Origin of the sequence: Photorhabdus hindustanensis (assembly GCF_002968995.1) — a bacterium.
GTDB classification, from domain to species: Bacteria; Pseudomonadota; Gammaproteobacteria; order Enterobacterales; family Enterobacteriaceae; genus Photorhabdus; species Photorhabdus akhurstii.
This window is the reverse complement of record NZ_PUWT01000023.1, coordinates 49,672-69,611: the sequence shown is the minus strand read 5'-3', so window position 1 is coordinate 69,611 and position 19,940 is coordinate 49,672. Positions and strand designations below refer to the sequence as shown.

General features: G+C 39.2%; 18 protein-coding genes and 1 pseudogene. 11 read left to right on the top strand and 8 right to left on the bottom strand.

Annotated features, from left to right (window positions below; all coding sequences use genetic code 11):
• Positions 1-5: 5 nt before the first annotated feature.
• From stlE to C6H66_RS27255, 4 genes are all read right to left on the bottom strand, one after another.
• Positions 6-248 carry a stilbene biosynthesis acyl carrier protein StlE gene (stlE, locus tag C6H66_RS09275; RefSeq protein WP_036775642.1) on the bottom strand — a complete coding sequence of 81 codons (243 nt, stop codon included), beginning with the start codon at positions 246-248 and terminating at the stop codon, positions 6-8.
• A gap of 79 nt (positions 249-327) precedes the next feature.
• The gene (stlD, locus tag C6H66_RS09270; RefSeq protein ID WP_046394588.1) at positions 328-1,476 is read right to left on the bottom strand and encodes a beta-ketosynthase StlD; all 1,149 of its coding nucleotides are present in this window, start codon (positions 1,474-1,476) and stop codon (positions 328-330) included.
• A complete protein-coding gene (stlC, locus tag C6H66_RS09265; RefSeq protein WP_046394587.1) occupies positions 1,477-2,424 on the bottom strand; it encodes a stilbene biosynthesis aromatase StlC in 948 nt (315 codons plus the stop codon).
• 678 nt (positions 2,425-3,102) lie between these two features.
• Complete coding sequence (locus tag C6H66_RS27255) at positions 3,103-3,225, bottom strand: hypothetical protein (RefSeq protein WP_258151878.1); 123 nt, start codon at positions 3,223-3,225, stop codon at positions 3,103-3,105.
• 121 nt (positions 3,226-3,346) lie between these two features.
• Between C6H66_RS27255 and C6H66_RS09260 the strand changes: the two genes are divergently transcribed.
• A complete protein-coding gene (locus tag C6H66_RS09260; protein WP_105395409.1) occupies positions 3,347-4,738 on the top strand; it encodes an amino acid permease in 1,392 nt (463 codons plus the stop codon).
• Positions 4,739-5,114: 376 nt separating this feature from the next.
• Here C6H66_RS09260 and C6H66_RS09255 read toward each other — a convergent pair whose 3' ends face one another.
• Entirely contained in the window at positions 5,115-5,957 is an 843-nt protein-coding gene (locus tag C6H66_RS09255; protein WP_105395408.1) for an alpha/beta fold hydrolase, read from the bottom strand.
• A gap of 593 nt (positions 5,958-6,550) precedes the next feature.
• On the opposite strand from C6H66_RS09255, the gene C6H66_RS09250 reads away from it, so the two are divergent.
• From C6H66_RS09250 to tssD, 7 genes are all read left to right on the top strand, one after another.
• Positions 6,551-7,081 carry a fimbrial protein gene (locus C6H66_RS09250; protein WP_046394584.1) on the top strand — a complete coding sequence of 177 codons (531 nt, stop codon included), beginning with the start codon at positions 6,551-6,553 and terminating at the stop codon, positions 7,079-7,081.
• 114 nt (positions 7,082-7,195) lie between these two features.
• Positions 7,196-7,873, top strand: a complete 678-nt coding sequence (locus C6H66_RS09245) for a fimbrial biogenesis chaperone (protein WP_046394583.1) — start codon at positions 7,196-7,198, stop codon at positions 7,871-7,873.
• Positions 7,874-7,907: 34 nt separating this feature from the next.
• Positions 7,908-10,448 (top strand): fimbria/pilus outer membrane usher protein, encoded by a 2,541-nt coding sequence (locus C6H66_RS09240; RefSeq protein WP_105395521.1) that lies wholly within the window; start codon positions 7,908-7,910, stop codon positions 10,446-10,448.
• A gap of 19 nt (positions 10,449-10,467) precedes the next feature.
• On the top strand, positions 10,468-11,460 hold the full coding sequence (locus C6H66_RS09235; protein WP_105395407.1) for a fimbrial protein: 993 nt from the start codon (positions 10,468-10,470) through the stop codon (positions 11,458-11,460).
• A 367-nt stretch (positions 11,461-11,827) separates the two neighbouring features.
• Positions 11,828-12,190 carry a tlde1 domain-containing protein gene (locus C6H66_RS09230; RefSeq protein WP_046394581.1) on the top strand — a complete coding sequence of 121 codons (363 nt, stop codon included), beginning with the start codon at positions 11,828-11,830 and terminating at the stop codon, positions 12,188-12,190.
• Entirely contained in the window at positions 12,187-12,714 is a 528-nt protein-coding gene (locus C6H66_RS09225; protein ID WP_046394580.1) for a hypothetical protein, read from the top strand. Before C6H66_RS09230 ends, C6H66_RS09225 begins: the two co-directional genes overlap by 4 nt.
• A 2-nt stretch (positions 12,715-12,716) precedes the next feature.
• Positions 12,717-13,202 carry a type VI secretion system tube protein TssD gene (gene tssD, locus C6H66_RS09220; RefSeq protein WP_105395406.1) on the top strand — a complete coding sequence of 162 codons (486 nt, stop codon included), beginning with the start codon at positions 12,717-12,719 and terminating at the stop codon, positions 13,200-13,202.
• A gap of 237 nt (positions 13,203-13,439) precedes the next feature.
• Here the strand turns inward: tssD and C6H66_RS09215 are convergent, their stop codons facing one another.
• Both C6H66_RS09215 and C6H66_RS09210 read right to left on the bottom strand, forming a co-directional pair.
• Positions 13,440-14,162 (bottom strand): hypothetical protein, encoded by a 723-nt coding sequence (locus C6H66_RS09215; RefSeq protein WP_036775613.1) that lies wholly within the window; start codon positions 14,160-14,162, stop codon positions 13,440-13,442.
• A gap of 11 nt (positions 14,163-14,173) precedes the next feature.
• Positions 14,174-14,524 carry a hypothetical protein gene (locus C6H66_RS09210; RefSeq protein WP_036775611.1) on the bottom strand — a complete coding sequence of 117 codons (351 nt, stop codon included), beginning with the start codon at positions 14,522-14,524 and terminating at the stop codon, positions 14,174-14,176.
• Positions 14,525-15,149: 625 nt separating this feature from the next.
• Between C6H66_RS09210 and C6H66_RS25890 the strand changes: the two genes are divergently transcribed.
• Genes C6H66_RS25890 through C6H66_RS25885 form a run of 3 tightly spaced genes read left to right on the top strand, consistent with a single transcriptional unit; the run spans position 15,150 to position 15,770 of the window.
• Positions 15,150-15,299 (top strand): hypothetical protein, encoded by a 150-nt coding sequence (locus tag C6H66_RS25890; RefSeq protein ID WP_181150171.1) that lies wholly within the window; start codon positions 15,150-15,152, stop codon positions 15,297-15,299.
• A gap of 12 nt (positions 15,300-15,311) precedes the next feature.
• Positions 15,312-15,605 carry a hypothetical protein gene (locus tag C6H66_RS09205; protein ID WP_046394578.1) on the top strand — a complete coding sequence of 98 codons (294 nt, stop codon included), beginning with the start codon at positions 15,312-15,314 and terminating at the stop codon, positions 15,603-15,605.
• Positions 15,606-15,632: 27 nt separating this feature from the next.
• Complete coding sequence (locus tag C6H66_RS25885) at positions 15,633-15,770, top strand: hypothetical protein (RefSeq protein ID WP_181150170.1); 138 nt, start codon at positions 15,633-15,635, stop codon at positions 15,768-15,770.
• 140 nt (positions 15,771-15,910) lie between these two features.
• Here C6H66_RS25885 and hrpA read toward each other — a convergent pair.
• Positions 15,911-19,657 (bottom strand): annotated as a pseudogene (gene hrpA, locus C6H66_RS09200) (ATP-dependent RNA helicase HrpA); the annotation flags it as partial.
• Between the last annotated feature and the right edge of the window lie 283 nt (positions 19,658-19,940).

The window sequence follows — 19,940 nt, the reverse complement described above, 5'->3', positions numbered from 1 at the left end:
TCAAATTAGTTAGCGGATTCCAACTTCGAATCGATACAATCAATAGCATTCTGTATCGTCACTATTTTTTCCGCTTCTTCATCATCAATAGTTATTCCGAAGTGTTCTTCCAGAGCCATAATTAGTTCAACATTATCTAACGAGTCGGCACCTAATTCCTCGAATGTTTGTGTATTAAGAATCTGGGTTTCAGGTATTCCAAGTTGTTCTGCAACAACACTTTTGACACGATTCTCTAAATTTTCCACGCTGTATTTTCCTAGATGTACCAATTACGAGGGGAAACAGGTTGTTTCCCCATTCTTCATTAACACTAAGATTAAATATTTACACAACAGTCAGGTGCATGAATGCCCCTGTGAATCTGGCACTTTCAGGGATAAAACATAACAGACGCTGATCTTTCTTCAATTTACCCGACTTCATAAGCTCATCCAACATGATATAAATAGAAGCCGATCCGGTATTTCCTTTCATTGTTAAGTTAGTAAACCAACGCTCTTGTTCAATACCAAAATTAATATCTTCAAGACCCTTGGCAAATTTCATGCGGAAATATTCAGATGAGTAATGAGGCAAGAACCAATCAATAGATTCTGCCGATAAATTACGATCAGCAACTATCCGTCTCAATGGTTCGGTAAGTGTGTATTTAACGACCCTCTCATTTAAATATCTGACATCTTGTTTGATGCAGAAAACAGAATAGGCAAGCCAATCAGCCTGACTCATTTGAGCCCAACCTTTCAAACTGCCATCTGCTAACTTTTCTCCACCTGAGTACATACATGTCTCTTGCTCATTAGCAAAAGAGTAAATATCTATCCAATCAATTCGTAATGAAACACCATCAGGTCGAGGTTTGTTTTCAAGTAAAGCAGCGCCAGCGCCATCAGAAAGCATCCAACGTAGAAAATCTTTTTCAAAAGCGATTTCAGGGCGTCGTTCCAGTTCTGCAACCCGAGTTTCGTTTTCACTCTGGAAATTGCGGGCATGTAATACAGTGGAAGGTACTTCCGACGTTGTTGAAACCGCATTACTTGTCGCTCCCGAAAGAACGGACAAATAAGCATATTTCATCGCTGTGATACCCGCAGCACAAGCACTGGAAGTTGAGATAACTTCACATGGTTTATTTTTGAGCTCTCCATGAACCATGAGACCATGACCCGGTATAATTTGATCAGGAGTACCACTGCTTGCTGCCAGAATTTGCATATCGTCTAAAGAGAAGTGTTCATCAACCAAACCTTTTACTGCTTCAGCCGCTAGTTGAGCAGATGTATAAGTTGCCTCACCTGTCTCCGGATCCAGTGCATAATGGCGATATTTGATACCATTATTGCGAAGGACTATATGACGAGATCTTGATGGACGACCGCCAACAAAACCAAGAACAGATTCCATTGTATTATTATCTATCGGGTTTCCCGGCATAAACGCAGAAACTTTAGTGATATAAACGTTGTTACTCATTTACTTATTTATCTCCTTATCATCATAGCGGGCAGAACCTGAAGGTTGTTCATAGTATTTCTGTAATTCATTAAGACGTTCTTTTAGTAATGGGGCAAGCAAACGGCGCACAACCACTGAAATAGGAAAAACAACTAGTACCATCAATATCAAATAGGTTACAAACAACGCTAATAAAGAGCGTCTTACCCATATCCCTCGTTTGCCTACACGGCAAATCAGCCCGGACCAAAATCTAAACCCTCGATGCGCCGCACGTTCACCGAAAATAAAAGCTTGGTCGACAACCGCCGCTCCCATACCTTTCAACATTGGAGCATCAACTTTCTCTTTATCCGTTTTAAGCGCAGCCAATAATGCATCACCAAAACGTGTGGCATCTTTAACGTCTTCCTCCGATACGCCCGCCCGCGGTAAGCTAGGAAATGGCTGTCTTTTTCCTGTCATTAGCCATATCGGGGTTGTGAATACTGTTGCAAAAAAGTTTGCTTTATCAACAAAGACCACGTTATCGCGCAAATACGCTCCACTTTCATGCAACAATCTTTTGACAGTTTCCTGAGCTATCAACCACATATTTCGGCAAGCAATAACTGTCACCACCGGTCGGCCATTAAGTACACGCTTTCCTTCTTTACTCTTAAGAAATGCTGTTATCGGAGGAGCCGGCGATAAATACCAAACCTGGTAGCCTAATATGACCAAATCAAAAGGTTCTTCGTCTTCCAGATTCAAAGGTGCTAGCTCAGGCGGATGTAACTGCACTGTTTCTGGGAAAACATCAACAAATTTGGAAAATTTCCAGGGAAACGCAAATTCCGGAACCGGTTTCAGAACAACTTCACGGATGTATATCTCGTCAGACTCTTGCAGGGGAGAGATTAAGCTTTTTACCACCTCGGTCAATTGACCACTTTGAGAATATGACACTACAAGAACACGTTTCATATGTTCTAACCTTTATGAATATTTAATACTGAGCCATTCATCGGCACCTAAAAGATAAGAATTTGAATGACAGCTGTCCTCTAACCATCTGAGAATATTTTTTGACATATGTACATATAATCATTCCTGAAAATTAAAAACATATACAAGAAAATAAGTTAATAAATGGCAGAGTAATATTTTCACAAACAATATAAATCAAAGCAGTCGTTGTCAACATGATTTTTTTTATTTTTATATAAGATTAGTTTTATATCACATTGTGGGAAGTTAATTAGTTACTGATAAAAAAGTTAATGAAAAATATATTAACCTGAATATAAAATTAACAAAATCAATTAAATTACAATAAATACTTAAATTAAATCAATAAATTAAAAAACACTCTAAATGTTTTAATTTAATGAAATATTTATAACATTATGAAATTACATACTCAATATATTAATTTAACAAATTGACATGAAAACAAAAGATGATTATTACTTAGCAATAATATTGCATGACAAAATAAAAATTATAGATGAAATTTTACACAATCATTTTATTAAATTTTGAGATCGATCGAAAAAATTAAAATAAAAATTACTTAATTAGTAATAACACCATAGTACTTCATATTTATCACCTATTTACCTCAATACAACAAACAGTATTATAAAAATAAATTGCGTCTCACTACACTTCATCATCACCAAACTCACCATCAAACAATGCATAAATTTTATAGTTATTTGCATAGAAAACCATTGCATCCAGCTCATACCCTTCGTAGAATCCCCCCTCTATTTCTAGGTTCAATCTGTCTATCTTTCCGTTCTATACAGCTTGGAAGCGACGAAAACCGGATACCCAGTTCATCTTTATGATCGGGTAATGAACTGGCTAATAATGCAGTTTATGTCACATTAGGAACATATCTTTGGAAAAGAAACTAGGTCTCACAGCTCTTACTGCTCTGGTACTCAGCTCTATGGTTGGTGCTGGTGTTTTCAGCTTACCGCAGAATATGGCTGAAATCGCCAGCCCGGCAGCGTTAATGATTGGTTGGGGAATAACAGGTGTCGGCATCCTGTTCCTGGCTACCGCACTGTTATTGCTCTCTCGTCTCCGTCCGGATCTTGATGGAGGGATTTTCACTTATGCCAAAGAGGGCTTCGGTGAACTAATAGGCTTCTGCTCTGCCTGGGGATATTGGTTATGCGCAGTCGTTGCCAATGTTTCTTATCTGGTTATCGTTTTTGCCGCCCTAAGTTTCTTTACTGACAAAGAGGGCATCGTCATCTTTGGTGATGGCAATACTTGGCAGTCCCTATTGGGAGAATCTATCCTACTCTGGTTCGTCCATTGGTTGGTACTCCGCGGCGTTCAAACCGCAGCCGGAATCAACAAATTGGCGACAATGGCAAAATTGCTGCCTTTAGGTGCTTTTATCATACTTGCCGCCATAGCCTTCAAAATGGATATCTTTAACCTTGACTTTAAAGGCATTGATCTAGGCGTTCCTGTCTGGCAACAAGTAAAAGACACCATGTTGATTACTCTTTGGGTCTTTATTGGTATTGAAGGTGCTGTTGTCGTTTCAGCCAGGGCGAAAAAACGGACAGACGTGGGTATTGCAACCATGCTGGCTGTCGTTGCAGCATTAGCAATATATATCTTGGTCACCCTACTCTCCCTTGGATTAGTACCACGATCTGAGTTAGCAGAAATACGCAACCCATCAATGGCAAACCTGATGGTGGGACTCGTTGGTTCCGCAGGCGAAATCATTATTGCCGCCGGATTGATTATCTCCGTCTGTGGTGCTTATCTGAGTTGGACGATCATGGCAGCAGAAGTGCCATTTATCGCTTCCCAATACGGCTCTTTTCCAAAAGTATTTAGCCAGCAAAACCGCAATAATGCACCGTCATCTTCATTGTGGTTCACTAATGGCGCGGTACAATTCTCTCTCGTTTTGATCTGGTTAAGTGGAAGCAATTACAATTCATTACTGGCAATTGCATCAGAGATGATTTTAGTGCCCTATTTCCTTGTGGGAGCATTTCTTTTAAAAGTCGCTTTTAATCGTAGCAATAAAGGATTATTACTCATTGCCGTTGGAGCTTGTATTTATGGCATATGGCTACTTTATGCATCCGGTTTAATGAATTTGTTATTGTCTGTTGTTCTCTATGCACCAGGTCTTATAGTTTTTCTGTATGTACGCCATCAAAACCCGCAGAAAAATAGCTTACATTTGGCTGAAAAGCTCACTATTGCCGTATTGCTGATAACAGCAATCCCTGCCACTGGGTTACTGCTCAAGTAATCTCGTCAGATTCAGGCCATTACTCTCCTGTGATGGCTTTCTGGATTTTCATATAGCAGTTTGCTTGGTTTTTCGTTGTTCTTTCATATTTTTGTTGGTGTTATATTTAAAAGTATGTTGTAACTAATATTGTTAATACAACTTGATTAGTATGGTTTTTTAATCAATTTTGTCGACACAAAGTGTTGAAGAACAAAGCCAAGATGATTTTCAAAGCACCGATGTTGGTGGAGTATTCCAGCTCATCACCGGCATAAGGTGTAAAACTTGAGGCAGGATGTCTATTTTGCCTATTGGCATCATCCCTGATTGGGGCATTCACACCGCAACAAATTCGGTACGAATGCCCTGATAAGGACCAGATATTGTCCTTAAATTATTTCAGTTTGTCGGCCCAATCTGCAATTGCATTTGCTGCTTCAAGCGGCTTCTCCGCAGGTAGTGCATGGCTGGCCCCTTCAATCACTGAGACAGTAACGCGGTTCCCGAACTCGTTTTTCGCTTCCATCCGAGACGTTTCAGGTCTAAATGGATCGGAACTCGCCTGCAAATCGAGGATCGGCGCCGTCCCGCCCGCCCACCAATCCTTGCGATTGGTCAGCTTACGCGCCGAGGACTGACTTTTTATGACATCAGAATGCCAACCATCAAGCCAAGACGTCGGGTCATTGCCTTCCGCGAAGAAGGCAAGTCTAAGTTTCGCCAACCGCTCCTCCCGGGTAGATTTCGGATTACTAATCACCGTGATCGCATCCGAGAGCTCCGAGGGCCAAGATTTCGCTGCCCCTGCCAAAAGCACTATGCCACGCGTCATCTTAGGATAATCCGCGGCAATCGTTTTAGCGATCCAGTGGCCATAAGCGTGCCCCACTATGATTGCCTTACCTCCTTCCGCCACAACCACGGCAGCAAAATCATCAGCAAAGTCGTGGAAGGTCACGTTTTCCATCGGACCAGTTGACCTTGAGATTCCGCGAGGTTCCGGCAAGGCAACGCGATAGCCACGCATCGCCAGTCGATCCGCGAGTGGAGCGAACTCCGCCGTTCCTCGCCCGGTTGAAGCAAGAATCATGAGCAATGGCCCTTCCCCACGTACCGAATATTCGATTGATGCCACACCATTTGTGGCGATTTTTTGCTCTATTTGCATAGCCGAAGCAGGACGCGCGAATGCAAGAACGATGGACAAAAGGCCCAATACAAAGACGAACTGTTTCATTTTCCTTCCTTACAGTGTTAATTGCGTTGAGGGTTCATAACCTCAACTGAAATAGGTATTACCACAAACAATAAAATAGAAAGATCACATGAGAAAACTATAGAATAATTTTTTCCGGATTACTTATCTCTATCAGAATAAACATGCTCAAACAGAAAATGACAGCGAGAGGTAATAACATGAAAATAATAGAACAAAAAAATAAATTCTTAAGCGTGATAAATTAATTGTGATTTATATCACAATTAATTTTATAACCAATTATTAACTAAAAGATATTCTCATTAATTAGCATAATGATTTATTACTTACAATAAATCACATTAATATTAAAAAATAATCCTGTTTAAGAAACAAAAACAGATAAAAATCTTAAACATAACACATTACCCAGTCATTCTTTGGATTTTTCCTAATTAATCGCTATGATCACCCAGGTTTATCCCAAAAAAGATACAGTTTGAGTTATCGTTGTTGTTATTGGGTAAAAGCCATAAATATTTACACGCTGTATTGATGTTTATACAGTTCCCATTAAATCAGTATTTCTATTTCCCTGACGCCATGCTCGGCAGGGTTAGGATCTATTTAAAATGAAAGCTAAACTGATTATTTCATCCTTACTTGCATCTTCTGTATTTATTTCTGTAGCAAATGCAGCCGACGGAAAAATCAACTTTACAGGTAATATCATCGCAAATGCCTGTAAAATCGATACTGACTCTGCAAATCAAAATGTAAACATGGGAACAATTAGCTCAAATGCATTTAGTGGTGTAGATAGTACCGCAGCAGCAACACCCTTTAGCATTAAGATGAGTGATTGCCCACCAGAATATACTCATGCACAAGTTAAATTTGACGGACAGATAGACAGTAGAAATAACAATCTTCTGGCCTTATCCAATGATAAAGGCCAGGAAGCCGCCGATGGTGTTGCTATTGGTATCTATGAAGAAGACAACTCAACGCTGATTCCTTTGGCAAGAGCTTCCAAAGCTCAGGCTTTTACTGACCAAAAAACAGCAGAGTTGAAGTTCATGGCAAAATATGTTGCTACAGCTCAAACCATTAGCCCAGGTTCGGGTGATGCAGTCGCCAATTTTACGATCGTTTATAACTAAGACAAGCTAAATTTAGAACAGAACTTTATTCACGTTTTGCTTCTAATAAAGCAGTACAGGGCATGGATGCCCACAAAATAACGCATAAAAACACGATAAAACGGAGATATTACCGTGCAGTATCAACGCCTATTCACAATAATTTTTCTATATATTATCAGTGTAAATTTCGCTATCGCCGGTGTCGTCATTGGTGGAACTCGTGTTATTTACATGAGTGACAAAAAAGAAGCGTCTATTTCTATAAATAACCCGGAAAAAGATGCCCCTTACCTGATTCAATCTTGGATACAAGATGAAAATGACAATATGAAGACCCCTTTTATCGTTACTCCTCCTATCTTTAAACTTGCAGCAGGCCATGAAAATATCCTGCGTATTGTAAAAACAGCAAGTAACCTGCCTCAAGATCGGGAATCACTTTTTTGGTTAAATGTAAAGTCTATTCCTACCTCTGTAAAATCAGATCAGAATCAATTACAAATAACAGTTAAGTCAAAGTTTAAGTTGTTTTATCGCCCTACAAATTTGGCAGAAAAATCAAGTACCGCATACAAAGAGCTCAAATTCCGTACGGAAAACAACTCATTGATCGCAGAAAATCCTACCCCTTACTTCATTTCATTCTCTTACCTTAAAGCAGATCAACATGAAATAAAACCTGCGGGCATGATTAAACCCTTTAGTCAACTAAGCTGGCCTCTGTCGGCAAAGAACATAAAGCAGGTAAATTGGAAAGCAATTAATGATTTTGGTGGCGTTACTGCCGAGGAAAAAACAACCATTCAATAAAACCGTTACATTACTTTATACCAGAAAGTTAATTATGGGAAAGTGCTCACAGCATAAAATTAACAAGCAACCATATGATATTGAACATTTATGGTTCTTATTATTGCCATTTATAGCTGTTGGCGTATTTTTTTACCCTGCTAAAACTTATTCTGAAGATTATTTCAACATTCATGCACTAGAGATAGGTACTGATTCTGGTTCACCTGAAGATATTGATCTCTCTATTTTCACACAAGGTGACTATCCACCCGGTATTTACTGGGTAGATATTTACCTTAATAGAGATAAAATAGATACTAGGAACGTAACCTTTGTCACGATAAATAACAAATTGCTGCCCAAGCTGACAATTCAGCAATTACAAGATATGGGAGTAAAAATTGATACATTTCCAGAGCTGATCAGTTTACCTCCAGAAACAGAGTTGTCTGATTTAAGTCAATATATTCCATCAGCAAGTACTGTCTTCAATTTTAGTCAACAAAGACTGGAGATCAATATTCCACAAGCAATGTTAAACAATCAAGCAAGAGGTTATGTTTCACCTGAATTATGGCAGCAAGGATTAACTTCATTATTAATTAACTATAATTATAGTGGCTCAAATACCTGGCAAGATGACCCATCTGGCTCTACGCAGACCCATTATCTAAATCTTCGAACAGGCGCTAATTGGCAAGCATGGCGTCTACGCAATTATTCTACCTACACCAGTCGTGACAAGAGTTGGAAAAGTATTAACACCTATTTACAACGGGATATTCACGCACTAAAAGGACAATTAACCCTAGGTGATAGCTTTACCCCCTCCTATATTTTTGAAGGTGTCCAATTCCGCGGCTTACAATTAGCTTCTGATGACAATATGTTACCAGACAGTTTACAAGGCTTCGCCCCCAGTGTTCGAGGAATTGCCCAAAGTAACGCTCAAGTTACGATCAAACAAAACGGCTATATCATTTATCAAACTTATGTTTCACCGGGTCCATTTGTCATTAATGACCTTTTCCCAACCACAACAAGTGGAGATTTAGAAGTTATTATTAAGGAAGCCGATGGTCAGGAATACCGATCTACTCAATCCTTTTCAACTATACCGATTATGTTACGAGAAGGAGGACTCCAATATTCGATAACACTGGGCCAATATCAATCATCAAATAATCGTGGGCAAGAACCCAACTTTGCCCAAGGTGCATTAGTCTATGGTTCCTCGAATAACATCACTGCCTATGGCGGTACGATTTTTTCAAAAGATTATCAATCTATTGCTTTAGGATCAGGTTATAACCTTGGTATATTAGGTTCTCTCTCTTTTGACATCACTCATGCTAACACCGATTTACCATCCAATATAAGTACCAAAGGACAATCCTACCGTTTTCAATATGCAAAAGATCTTTCATTAACAGGAACTAATTTTACTCTGGCAGGTTATCGCTATTCAACACGTGGTTTTTACGATTTTAAAGAAGCCAATGATATAGATGACTATAATAAAAGTGACTGGCGTTACCGCACCAACAAGAGAAGTAAATTACAACTGCATATTAATCAATCATTGGGAGATTTTGGTAGTTTATATTTGTCCGCTCTTCAACAAAATTACTGGCAACAACCTGGCTATGAACGTAATATCAACGCAGGTTATAGCACCAATTATAATAATATTAATTACAGTCTAAATTATACCTATAGCCAACTTCCAGATACGAATAAAAATGAACAACTTTTTTCATTTAGCATACAGATTCCATTAGATCGTTGGCTAAAGAATAGCTGGACCAGTTACAATTTCAATACCAATAAAAACAAAGATATTTCCCACCAAGTCGGTTTAAGTGGTACCGCGCTGGAAGACAATAATTTAATCTATAGTTTACAGCAGAGTTACACAAATCACGGCACTGGCGCTGGCGGTCATATCCATGCGGAATATAAAGGAGCTTATGGTCAACTTAGTACCGGTTATAGCTATGATCGCCACTCTCACCAACTGAATTATGGCCTTCAAGGAGGAATTGTTGCTCACCCATACGGCATTACGCTTTCACAACATTTGGGAGACACATTAGCATTAATCCGGGCTGATGGCGCTCAAGGAATAAAGATCCAAAATAATGCTGGTATTGCCACCGATTGGAATGGTTATGCGATTATTCCTTATGTCAGCAGTTACCGGAAAAATCGAATTGCATTGGATACTCATTCATTAGCAGATAATGTCGATATTGACGTTAATGCCCAAACTGTTATTCCTACTCGGGGAGCGTTAGTCCTGGCGGATTTTAAAACCCGGATAGGTCATAGAGCTCTAATCAATCTATATTATCAAGAAAATCCTATTCCTTTTGGAGCAGTTGTCACATTAAAAAAACTCCATGATATTGATGAAATAAATAGCGCGATTGTCAGTCACGAAGGGCAAGTTTACCTCACTGGTTTACCCGATAGTGGGCGATTATTAGTTAAATGGGGTTATAAAGATATTCAGGAATGTGTCGTTAATTACAAATTACCAGAAAAAAGCCCTTTATCCGGTATTTATATAATAGAAGAGCACTGTAAATAACAACCTACAGGAAAATGCTATGTTTAATATTTACAATAAACTTAGATACTTGTTCATTATCATCAACTTATTAATTGGTTTAATCGTTAATTCTTATAGTTTTGCTGCTAACTGCCAATTTGAGAAAGGATTTAAACCAGAAATCACTCATCTCTCTTTTGGGACCTTATATGTCCCAAGAGATCAACCTATTGGCACAACGATTTACGAATATCGTGCAGATGAATTAGCCAATAAAAACAATATTTTCTATTGCAATACAAACGTTAATACATCATGGGGATATACATCCTATAAAAGCGCGGATTATAACAAAGATGCTATTTATGAATCTGGTGTTCCCGGTGTTGGCATCAGAATAAATACCTGGGGTCCCGGCTATGGTATCGACTGGCTACCCCGTATCGCCAATAATCCTGTAAGCTGTGACAGTTCTGGTCGTTGGTATTGTGGTCAGACATGGGGTTATCTGACAATTCAACTAATAAAAATAGCACCAACAACAGGTTCTGGTTTTGTCAGAAACGAACAATTAATTCAAGCACGAGTAAATAACCACATCGTGCATACTTACCGTTTGGGAAATACCCGAATTATTACTAAAAGCTGCTCATTGAAAGATAGCAATATTACTGTTCCTATGGGTGATATTAAGAAAATCGATTTTTCTGGTATTAACAGTACCGCAGGGGGGAAAGATTTTGAGGTTATTTTAGATTGTGATGATGATGTCCAAATTCAATTAATGCTTGATGGAAAGAGAGCAAAAAATAACTTATATCATGTATGGGCGCTTGATCAAAATAATAATCGCACAACTGCTTCCGGTGTGGGAATGCAAATTCTTTACAATAACCAACCTGTCATTATCCATTCACAAATAAATATTGGTAATAGCTATTCAGGCGGGAAGTTATCTATCCCTTTACACGCCCGATATTTTCAAACCGATCGCAATATTACCCCCGGGCAGGCAAATGTAACCGCAACAATGACATTAACTTATCAGTAATAAATTTATTTTCATCAGTTACAGGAAATTTATTTTCTTGACTGATGCCCTGTTATTTAATTATTTTTATCTGAAAAGTTTTTGGGAAAACTCAGCAGATTACTCCCACTAATTAACATGTTATGCGTTAATATAGTCGCATCGTTTACGAGTTAGTTCCATTTCTCCTGTTGAATTCAGTGGAACATTTAATCTTGTTGATAAACTTTCAAAATAATCATGCTGAATAACCAGATAATAAGGTCAAAATTTATTAAATTCATAAATTAATTTACAAAAAATTTCTTTTTTTTTACAAAATTATGCTTTTAAAAATGTTTATTAAGTTTAAAGTTAAATTCCTTAATATTTACTAATGGAAACAAATATGACGTGGAAATATTCACAAAGCACTGGTGTGCTTACACATAATGGCTCTTTTATTGCAAAAGGCTATAGCGGTCATGGAACCGGAATAAACAACCCATCTATGGAACAGGTTGAAGGCAAAGGACCAATTCCCCGTGGTTATTACAGAATCAACGGTTACTCTAACTCAATAACCAAGGTTACCGTGATATTAGACCCTATTATGGGAACTAACACGTTTGGACGCTCTCTCTTCAGAATACATGGTGACAGACGGGATGGCACATATCGGCAGGCATCACATGGTTGCATCATTATAAATGGCTCTAATCTCAGAAAAGAGATAGCCAACTCTAGCGATACAATTCTGGTGGTCGAATGAAAAAACTAGTTTTACTTTTAATACTGACATCATCTAGCTCACTGGCCGTGGATCGTCATATTACAGCTAAAAATCCATATCCAAATTTAACACCAGAGCAACTAATCCTACAAATAAAACAGCAAGGTGCAAGAGCAGTAATTGCAAATATGCCAGAAGGAGACAACGGAGAATGGGATTATATAACAGATCATATTGCAAGTGGAGATATAGCGTGGCTCAAAGTAGCACCTTTGCTTGCAAAAGGAAGTGATGCCCATTCATCGGAAACGCTATCAACAGCATTAGCAACTGCATTACCGAAAAACGTAAACGGAGTATTATCTATTCTTGATGATTCCAATATTTCAATTAGCACTGATTCTGTCTGTTCTCTACCTTTTTATCAAGGAAAAGAAGCAGAATTAAATCAGTATGTCGTTGATAGTATTCGTGCACTGTATAAAAGTAAAAGTGGTGAAAAATGCTTACAAAAGCTTATTTCTACCACAGGTAATTCAAAATCGTTTTCTGAAGGAGATTAATCATGGCTATTCCTCTATATATGTACATAAAAGACGACGGCGGAGCAGATATTAAAGGTTCCGCTGATGTCTATGGTAGAGAAGGCAGTATTGAGATTTTAGGTCTTCATCATAGCGTCAGTATCGCCACTGATGATAATACAGGAAAATTAACTGGAACGAGGAAACATATTCCATTTATGATTGAGAAAGAAATTGATTCGTCATCCCCATACCTTTATAAAGCATTAACCACAGGACAAACATTAAAATCAGCAGAGCTTAAATGGTATAAAATAAATGAGCATGGGCAAGAGAAAGAGTATTTCAATACTTTCATGGAAAATGTAAAGGTGGTTAATATTGTTCCTGTTATGTTAGATATAAAAAATTCATCAAAAGATAAATTCAATCATATGGAAATCGTTGAACTTCGCTATGAAAAAATCACCTGGAAGCACAATGATGGAAATATAATCCATTATGATAGCTGGAATGAAAGAATCTAAATAAGACTATAGAATATGATCTTTCCATATTATTCTATTAATGACGACAATTTAATGATTATGTACTATCCTATCACTATTGGTAAGATAATACCTATTTCCTCTATTGCCCTCTAATTATGGAATATTTAAGAAAACATAATAGACGATGAAGTGAACCTCTAATTGTTAAACATTCAATTTTCAGGGTTCATTTCAGTCTTAAACGGCCAGATATAAAAAATGCGAGAGGCAAGTTTATAAATGAGGATCTTTACTAATGATGTTAACTATATGGTGGCAGCAATCATGAGATATCGAGTTCGGTTCCCATCGAGAAAGCTCACTCATAGATAGATGCGTGGCGCTCCAAGGTTTAACACCATTAATCCCAATTCCACCTTCTGTTAGCACATCGACAAATTCATGTCGTATGGTGTCATATACCCTAACATCAGCTAATGTTATTATTCCACTCGCCCACAAAGTACCGCCAGCAACACTTTGAATGTTATCGCAAATAATATAATCGTGCTTTAAAACTAATCTTCTATATATTGAGCGTCCCAGACCTGCTGCCTGATAATCTGACGAAATAAACGCCCCCTTTATCTGCTTACCCGTCTTTTTTATACCACAGTCATAGAAAATAAAATCATTGTATGCAATGCGACCTATTAACTCATCCTCATCAGGATTGTGCATATCAAGATCTATTAGATGCTGGATGATTTCACCTTCGCTGTAGCCGGAATCAAGCATCTCAAGAGACTGAGACCTATAATAATCATCAGTGAAACATCCTAATCGAATGATCCCTATGTAGTAATGATACTCACTACCACTCAAGAGGTACTCAGTCACCTCTAATAAATCACCACCTTTTGATAAGTGGTAAAACTTTCCTACAATCTCTTCTTTTATACAGTCAGGTTTTCTACTTAAATCTTTGGTGTATGAATCGTTCAGGTCAGGGGCCATCTTTATCTCAGCTACACATTAGCAACAGGACTATATTTCTGAATAAAATCACAAACAGTTTTTTCAATACTGGTATTTATTGAAGGCAATCTATCTTTCAGTTCAGGATATTGATATACCGGATTTACAAGGTATCTTACTTTGTCTTTACACACTGTAAGTTCAGCATATGGGATCACTCGGAACTTGCTTGAATTGTCTGCATTTTCAACAGTAACGATAAACAGTTGACGCTTAATATCAACCCTACAGCTTAAGCGTCTAACAGAGAACATCCTTTGTGATGGTTCATCAAAAAAAGAATTGATAACTTCTGTTGAGTGGCTAATAGTCTGTATAGATCTGGTGTGTTCAGTCCTCATATAGCCTCCTAACATTATGAAATTCAAGTGAATAGATGATTAGCCGTTATCAAATTTATGCCACTTAACATGATATAAATTTATATCACATAACGTGATAATAGTTGGATTGCCCCCCTAGTTCAACAAATTTAACAACCAGAAGCCATCCCTAACTTGAGGTTAGAGCAGGTAGTTAGGAATTTTGATTTCTAAAATGTCTGTACGGCAGTGCCCCAATCGTAGTCATGATCTCATCCAATTTCAGAGACCTAAGTTGCTTTTATGACAGTTAACAGAAAGCCCCGATCAATAAAGAAAGATACATCCATATTGGTCACCGAATCTAACGGAAGTGCCTGGAACGAACTTAAAATAGGTTAAATTTAGGATGACAGGCCAGCCAATCACTGGTCCTCCGGCTTTTATGAATACTATAATTATCCAAAATTAACGTGAAGGTTTAGGTTCGGGTAAGTCAAATACGTCACAGATAAATTTGTGACCAGACGTGGAAACCCAATTAGCTGGATGACGCAATTACATAAAATTTGGAACCCACTCTCATATTAGGCAATTAGAAAGAATAGTGAAAAAGTAATATTGGTATAATAAACCACTACTCAAACAGCAACAGTGTTAAAGAATGACCAAGTATCATAGTCTCAAGAATAAAACCATTGGTGGAATCGGTAAGATTAGCAGTTATGACATTGAATTCACTTTTAACGGCAAAAAACCACAAACCTTTCGGTTGGTATTCTTTCCATTAACTGACGATATTGTCGGAGCCTAAAGAATTGCTAAAGTGTACGATATTAATCCCAAAATTTTATTTGCTGTGTCTATTATCTTTTTCGATCAAGCTTATGAATTAATCCCTACGGACGAATTAAATGGTAGGACTCCATTTGATAAAATAGATAAAGCTGTTCATTACAATAGAAATGAAAATAACTACCTTTTTAATGTTTTAATATCATACATTCTGGATTATATTGAAGAATCTAAAGTTCATTACTTGTACTTTAGTGGTTATAGTGATTCTCATAAAAGAACCTATGAAAGACTTTTACAAAAGGTACAATCAAGATTAATTTAGAGCATGAAGATTTAGGAGGAGGCGATTATGTTGTTAAAACGTGCTACAGCAACCAAGAAGAAGGCAACTCAAACTGACTACGCTCGTAACCGCAAAAATAAAACCGCTATGGTTAATGCTTTCATTGAGGCTAACAAAGCCAAACATACGGAAAGTCCCTGCTAACCAGCTCATTCGTTTCAGTCTAAGTAAAAAGCCACCTCTAGAATAGGTGGCTCTCAGTTTGACGATTTAACTGACCTATAAAAACTGCATCGCAAATGTAAAACTTGGGACGCAGTTTAGAATATGACCTTCTTCTTTGATCAGGAAGCAATTTGCTCCATTGTTTGCAAAATTCTCTTATCCGAGACCGGATATGGCGTACCCAGTTGCTGAGCAAACAAGCTGATCCGCAGTTCTTCAATCATCCAACGAATCTCTTGTACCTCAGGCAACTGCTTTTGTTGCAGTGATAATTTTGCCAGCCATTGCTGCCACTGTTGCTGGACATTTTCGACACGCCCCATTTGTGCTCTATCTCTGTGCGGATCAATCGCTAATTTTTCAAGACGGCGCTCAATACCTTGTAGATAACGCAGGACATCCGGCAAACGTTTCCAACCATTAACGGTGACAAATCCTTTGAAAACCAGACCAGAAAGCTGCTCTTTGATATCCGATAACGCCAGGGCTAGTGAAATATCAATTCTCCCCTTAAGGCGTTTGTTAATAGCAAAAATAGTGGTGAGTATCTGTTCTACCTGTTTAGCTATTTCCACGACAGTATCGTTCAATTCAGCCCGAACTTTGTCCTGTAGCTGAATAAAATCCTGCTCATTCCAAGCTGGTCCACCATTCACTGCCATTAATTTATCCACACCACAGGAGATACAATCATCAATCAAATCCAGTACCTTGCCATAGGGATTAAAATAGAGCCCCAATTTGGATTTATTCGGCAATTTCTCATGTAAGTATTTAATTGGCGAAGGAATATTGAGCAACAACAGACGACGAGTACCTTCCCACATGGCAATCTGTTGTTCCAATTCAGTTTCAAACAATTTGATACCGATACTCTCTTTTTCATCCACCAGCGCGGGAAATGCTTTAACAGAGTAACCACCGCGTTTTTGCTCATATCGTCCCGGTAATTCACCAAAACTCCAAATATGCAGCCCACTCTGTTCAATCCCATCATCAGCAACAGAGGAAAGTGTCTCCTGAACTTTCTCTTTCAAGCGTAATTTCAGTGCCAATAAATCTTTACCCTCAGCGATAGTCCGATTCTTTTCTCCTGCCACTCTAAATGTCATTTTGAGATGATCGGGTACTTGCTCTAACTGCCAATCATCACGTGACACCGTAACGCCAGTTATCCGCCGTAACTCCCTTTCAAGACTATCTAACAAAGTGGATTGAGGTTGAGATACTCGCTCCATAAATGCCTGAGCATAGTTTGGCGCAGGGACAAAATTACGACGAACCGGCTTTGGCAGTGATTTAATCAGCGCAACCACTAAATCATAGCGAATACCTGGGATCTGCCAATCAAATCCTTCATCCTTAACCTGATTCAGCACCGGCAGCGGAATATGAACGGTCACACCATCGGCTTGCGTACCTGGTTCAAACTGGTAACTAAGCCGTAATTTCAGTGCATCCTGACACCAGTAATTAGGGTAATCCAACGCACTGATTTTATCGGCATCACCTTTGATCAACATATTTTTTTCAAAGTTGAGCAAGTCCGGTTGCTCTTTACCTGTTTTCATCCACCAGCGATCAAAATGGCGGGCAGAAACTACATTCTGAGGTATCCGTTGATCATAGAAGCTAAATAGAGTTTCATCATCCACCAAAATGTCACGACGACGGGATTTATGTTCCAACTCCTCAATTTCCTCGCGTAATTTCAGATTCGCTCGGAAAAATGCATGTCGAGTTTGCCAGTCGCCTTCCACCAGCGCATGGCGGATAAACAACTCACGGCAGAGCATTGGATCAATTTTGCTGTAATTAACCTGACGACTAGCCACAATTGGCAAACCATATAAAGTGACTTTTTCCTTAGCCATTACCGCGCCCTGAGATTTTTGCCAGTGCGGTTCGCTATAATGATACTTCACCAGATGTGCGGCTAATGGTTCAACCCATTCAGGTTCTATCCGCGCAGCAATACGCCCCCACAAGCGGCTAGTTTCAACCAATTCCGCCGCCATTGACCATTTAGGCGGTTTCTTGAATAAACCAGAACCAGGAAAAATAGCAAAACGAGCATTACGCGCACCGGTATATTCCTGTTTGTCTGTATCTTTTTGGCCAATATGGGATAACAGCCCAGAAAGTAACGCAGTATGAATACTGCGGTAATCTGCATCCTGGCTATTTATCGACAAACCAATTTCTTTCACAACTTGTCGTAACTGAGCGTATATATCCTGCCACTCTCTGACCCTCAGGTAGTTAAGATAATCTTGACGGCAAAGCTTGCGAAATTGCGAAGAAGAAAGTTCCTTTTGCTGTTCTTTCAAAAAATCCCATAATTTCAGAAATGCAATAAAATCGGAGTCTTTATCAGCAAATCGACGGTGTTTCTCATCAGAAGCCTGTTGTTTCTCTAGCGGCCGCTCCCTTGGGTCCTGAATAGACAGCGCAGAAGTGATGACCATCACTTCACGCACACAACCATGATGACGAGCCTCCAATACCATACGCGCCAACCGGGGATCAACCGGGAGTTGAGCAAGCTGTCGTCCGATTAATGTAAGACGGTAATTACTCTTAGCCATTGCGCCTTGATTAATGGTGCTCTGATCAATAGCTCCAAGCTCTTCCAGAAGCCGAACGCCATCCTGAATATTACGTTTATCAGGCGGTTGCACAAATGGAAATGCGCTGACATCCCCAAGACCAATTGCCGTCATTTGTAGAATGACCGATGCCAGGTTAGTACGCAGGATTTCTGGATCAGTAAACTCCGGCCGAGAAAGGAAATCATCTTCTGAATACAGCCGGATACAGATCCCATCGGATACACGTCCGCAACGCCCTTTCCGCTGATTAGCCGACGCCTGTGATATTGGCTCAATCGGCAATCTCTGTACTTTCGTCCGATAACTGTAACGGCTGATACGTGCATATCCGGTATCAATCACATATTTAATTCCCGGTACAGTCAACGAAGTTTCTGCCACGTTAGTTGCCAGCACAATTCTCCGCCCGATATGTGACTGGAAAATCCGGTTCTGATCACTGTTAGAAAGACGCGCAAATAGCGGCAGTACTTCGGTATGACGCAGATTCAGTTTATTCAGCGCATCGGCTGTATCACGAATCTCCCTCTCACCACTCATAAAGATCAGGATATCCCCAGGCCCTTCCCGGTTGAGTTCATCAACAGCATCAATAATTGCCTCAAGCTGATCCCGCTCGCCATCATTATCTTCCCCCATCACCGGACGATACCGCACTTCTACCGGATAGGTTCGACCAGAAACTTCAATAATTGGCGCATGATTAAAATGACGGGAAAAACGCTCAGGATCGATAGTCGCCGAGGTAATAATCACTTTCAAATCAGGACGTTTTGGCAGCAACTGACGCAAATAACCCAGAATAAAATCAATATTCAGACTACGCTCATGCGCCTCATCGATAATGAGCGTGTCATATTGTTTAAGCAACCTGTCATTTTGCAATTCCGCCAGCAAAATACCATCGGTCATCAGCTTAACCAACGTGTTATCGCCCACATGATCACTAAACCGGACTTTATAACCGACAGCAGAACCCACCGAGGTTTCCAATTCTTCCGCCAGACGATTGGCAACCGCGCGAGCAGCCAATCGACGGGGTTGAGTATGGCCGATCAGACCTTTTATTCCCCGACCTAGTTCAAGACAAATTTTCGGGATTTGGGTTGTTTTACCCGAACCGGTTTCACCCGCAATAATGACAACTTGATGGTCACGAATAGCTTTGTAGATATCATCTTTCTTCTGGCTGACGGGCAAGTTTTCTGGATATTTGATCGTTGGACAAGCAGCCTGACGGTTAATGATTTTCTGAGACTCTTTCACTTATATTGATCCTTGTAACTTCTTAACTTTACTGATTAGCCAGCTTTTATTGATGATGCGGTTCTTATTGACGACATAGTAGCACATCTTATCTATTGGCAATAATTTCGGCGGATATTTCCCCATCACGCTATATCAACGTGGGTAAAAGTTTTTCAATAAATTTGAATGCTAAGCTCTAAATATTGCTCTATTACCAGAAGATAATAACTCATAGAATCACTATATCGTGATTAACAAGTGAATTACCAAAAGTTAATTTAAGGAATAA